This window comes from Mesorhizobium sp. M7A.F.Ca.ET.027.03.2.1 (genome assembly GCF_003999175.1).
Classification (GTDB): Bacteria; Pseudomonadota; Alphaproteobacteria; order Rhizobiales; family Rhizobiaceae; genus Mesorhizobium.
The window spans coordinates 1-3,763 of the sequence record NZ_RZOM01000607.1 but is presented as its reverse complement, the minus strand read 5'-3'; the positions used below and the strand labels follow the sequence as shown (position 1 = coordinate 3,763).

2 protein-coding genes and 1 pseudogene are annotated in these 3,763 nt (G+C 62.6%); 1 reads left to right on the top strand and 2 read right to left on the bottom strand.

Annotated features, from left to right (window positions below):
* A pseudogene (locus EN750_RS23225) lies at positions 1 to 1,749 on the bottom strand (NAD-glutamate dehydrogenase domain-containing protein); the annotation flags it as partial.
* Positions 1,750 to 1,885: 136 nt separating this feature from the next.
* On the opposite strand from EN750_RS23225, the gene EN750_RS23220 reads away from it, so the two are divergent.
* Positions 1,886 to 2,449 carry a peroxidase-related enzyme gene (locus EN750_RS23220; protein ID WP_127397762.1) on the top strand — a complete coding sequence of 188 codons (564 nt, stop codon included), beginning with the start codon at positions 1,886 to 1,888 and terminating at the stop codon, positions 2,447 to 2,449.
* A gap of 151 nt (positions 2,450 to 2,600) precedes the next feature.
* On the opposite strand, the gene EN750_RS23215 is transcribed toward EN750_RS23220, so the two are convergent.
* The gene (locus EN750_RS23215; RefSeq protein WP_127397761.1) at positions 2,601 to 3,212 is read right to left on the bottom strand and encodes a LysE family translocator; all 612 of its coding nucleotides are present in this window, start codon (positions 3,210 to 3,212) and stop codon (positions 2,601 to 2,603) included.
* Positions 3,213 to 3,763: the final 551 nt, after the last annotated feature.

Below are 3,763 nucleotides of genomic sequence, written 5' to 3'. Positions count from 1 at the left end.
GAAGCCAATGTTTTCCAGCACCGGCACCCGCCGCGACAGCGCCACCGGGCTGCCATGGTGATAGATTTTCAGCGCCGCCTGATGCGGTTTCTGCTCGGCATGACGATAATAATCGATGGCGATCGGATTGCCGGCGCTGATCTTGGCAATGCGCCTGGCATCGGCCAGCGCCACCGCCGCGCTGAACGAATCGCGGTAGCTTTCCGGCAGCCGCGCGGCAATCGCCTTCAAAGCCTGGTCGCCGCCACTGGCCTCGGCCGCATCGGAAAGGGCGTCCTCCCAGGTACGCACGATGTCGCGGATCGCCGCCTCTATCGTCGCTTGCTCGACCTTCGGCGTCTTGCCGCCGGAGCGGCCGATGATGAAGTGCACGCGCGCCAGCCCGCCCTCGGGAAAGGCCGGGTAGTAGGCCGACAGCCGGCCTTCGAATACGGTCTTCAGATACGAGCCGATCTTCTCGCGCACGACGCTGTCGTAACGGTCGCGCGGCACGAAGACGAGGATCGAGACGAACCGGTCGAACTGGTCGGCGCGCACCAGCGCCCGCACGCGTGGCCGCTCGACCAGGCCCAGAATGGCAGCGGCGTGCTTCCTCAGGCTCGGCACCGGCACCTGGCACAATTCGTCGCGCGGATAGCTTTCCAGCACGTTGATCAGCGCCTTGCCGGAGTGATCGTGCCGGTCGAAGCCGGACTTGGCGATGATGGTTTCGGCCTTGGACCTGAGATACGGGATCTTCATCACCGAGCGCGTGTAGGCGGTCGAGGTGAACAGGCCGACGATGCGCAATTCGCCCGCGAGCGTGCCCTTGGCGGTGTAGGTCTTGACGCCGATATAGTCGAGATAGATGCGGCGGTGCACGGAAGACTTGGCATTGGCCTTGGTGACGATCAGCGGCTCCGGCCCGTGCAGGAAGGCGCGGATTTCCGGCGTCGTCGTTACCGCTTCGGTGCCGCGCCTGAGCACCAGCACGTCGGGGTCGGACAGGATGCCGAGGCCGGGCTTTTCAGCGCGCTCCAGCGTGCCGCTTTCCTCGCCGCCGGTGTATTTGAACTCGCGCATGCCAAGGAAGGTGAAATTGTCGTCGCGCAGCCACTCCAGGAAGGCAAGGGCCTCGGCAACGCTCTTCTTGTCGAGCGGCACGGCCGTATAGCGGAATTCCGAGATCGCCTGATCGAGGCGGGCCAGCATCGGCCTCCAGTCGTGAACGGCGGCATGAACCTGGCCAAGGATCTTGCGCAGCCGCTCGCTCAATCCGCTCGCCTGCTCGGATGTCAGCCGCGGGATGTGGACATGGATGACGCTCAGCCGGTCGTGGCTGCCATCGTCCTTGGCGAAATTGCCGTCGCCGAGGATTTCTTCCACGCCGCCCTTGCCGTGGCGCACCACGATAACCGGATGGGTGACCAGGGTCGGTTCGCCCGATGTCTCGGTGATCTCGCCGAGGATGGAATCGAACAGGAACGGCATGTTGTCGTTGACGACTGTGACAACCGTCATCGGGCGGCCGTTTCGCACAACGCCCGAATCGGCATCGACGGCGACGACGCACTCGCCTTTCCTGTGAGTGGCGACTGCCTGGCCGGCGAGATCGGCAGCCCGCTCCAGGTCGGCCACATCGTAGGGAGCAATGTCTTCAGCTGGCGCGCGGGCGAGCAGATAGTCTGCAAGCCTGGCCGGCCTTTCCTCCGCTTTAATCGCTGCCGTGGCTTTTTTCTTCGGCTTGCTCGCGGATTTCACGCTGGCCATGACGCACGTCCCTCCCGTCGAATGCTTTTACGATTATGGTAGCAGATGACCGCTGTTTGGCGACAAAGGTTTGACGGCTTGCCAAGAATTATCGGAATTTGGCGACAAGATGCCGCGCAACGAGGAGAAATGACCCATGACCGGCAAAATCAGCGCGCTTGATCTTGGCCAGGGAGAGCTGAGCGAGGCGACAAAAACCTATTTCGCCAAATGCGAGGAGAAGCTCGGCCTCGTCCCGAACGTGCTCAGGGCCTATGCCTTCGACGACAGAAAGCTGCGCGCCTTCACCGACATGTACAACGATTTGATGCTGGGTGAGTCCGGCCTGTCGAAGCTGGAACGCGAGATGATCGCGGTCGCCGTCTCCTCGATCAATCATTGCTACTATTGCCTGACCGCGCACGGCGCGGCGGTGCGCCAGCTCTCCGGCGACCCGCCGCTCGGCGAAATGATGGTGATGAATTTTCGCGCCGCCGATCTTTCGCCCAGGCAGGTGGCAATGCTCGAATTCGCCGTCAAGCTGACGCAAGAGCCGGCCAAGATCGTCGAGGCAGACCGGGCCGCGCTGCGTCAGGCCGGCTTCACCGATCGCGACATCTGGGACATCGCCTCGACCGCTGCCTTCTTCAACATGTCGAACCGCATGGCCGCGGCAATCGACATACGCCCGAACGACGAATACCACGCCATGGCACGGTGAATTTGCTTTCTTCTCCCCTTTTTACGGGGAGAAGATGCCGGCAGGCAGGCGAGGGGCGGCACCAACATCCGTGAATCGAGGGCCAACTTTGCGCTGCCCCTCACCCGACCCTTCGGGCCACCCTCTCCCCGTAAACGGGGCGAGGGGAAGATCAGCGAGCAGCGATCGCCGCCGCCGCGCCGGCCATGGTCGTCGCGCTGACGCGGTTGGCGATCTTCATGGCGCGCTTGCTCTTCAAAAGCTTGCGCGCCTGTGATGCGGCGAGCACCCAGGCGAGATCGATGGCGACCAGCACCACGGCCATGGTCGCCGTCAGCTCGACCCAGCCGACGATGCTGACCGAAGCGAGGTCGATGATGGTCGGCAGCAGCGCCAGGTAGAACATCATGATCTTGGGATTGCCAAGCGTCACCGCCATGCCGGCGAAGAACAGCTTTGCCGGAGAATCCTCGCGCGGCATCTCGCCCTCTTCTGCATCGACAGGCGCGGTCCACATTTTCCAGGCGAGGTAAGCGAGATAGGCGACGCCGACCCATTTCACCACGACGAAGGCGAAATGGAAGGTCTGCGCCACGACAGCCAGGCCGAACACCGCCAGCGACAGCCAGATGCCCTCGCCGATCCACATGGCGAGCAGGAACGGAAACACGTCGCGAAACCCTTTCGAGATGACGCGCGCGACAAGCGCCGCGATCGATGGACCGGGCGAACCGGCGGCAACGAACAAAGCGGCAGCGAAGATCAGGAGCGAGGTGGGGTGCATAACCGGGGTCTCTGGTTGAAAACCTTCGATTTCGGATATTAGCGCAAGTGGCTCGGCTGCGGTAGCACCGACAAAAGACCCTTGTCGGTCCAGCATCTCGCGGCTAGAAAGGCCGCCGCGAAACAATTTTGAGCGTCACTTTGCCTACGTAACCGCCGGTCTCGTCAACTCCCCCGACACACTGCATGACACCGCATTCGCGGTGTCTGTTTTCATTTTCATGTGTTCTTCTGGGCGGCGGTTCGAGACCGGTTTGGCACTGCTGAACCGTTGTTGCGCGCTGCCGCCCGTAACATCCGATTTCCGATCATAGCAAGCGACCGCCACGCCGCGCCCGCATGGGCATCTCGACATCGCCGGCCTGATGAACTTCCCGACGGGAAGGGCTTATCGGCATGTCTGGACTTCAGCGTATCCATTGGACGATCGCACCCCAAACCCCACCTCGGCCGCTCATCAGCTGCAATCGTTGCGGCACTGTGAAGGCCTATTGCAGCAGCGGGAAATTCCGCGTCAACGCCAACGGCAAACGCATCGACGTGTGGCTGATC

What these genes read in the sequence shown, in the direction of transcription:
- EN750_RS23220 (WP_127397762.1), top strand. Translation starts at nt 1,886, where the DNA reads ATGACCGGCAAAATCAGCGCGCTTGATCTTGGCCAGGGAGAGCTGAGC.
- EN750_RS23215 (WP_127397761.1), bottom strand. Translation starts at nt 3,212, where the DNA reads ATGCACCCCACCTCGCTCCTGATCTTCGCTGCCGCTTTGTTCGTTGCC.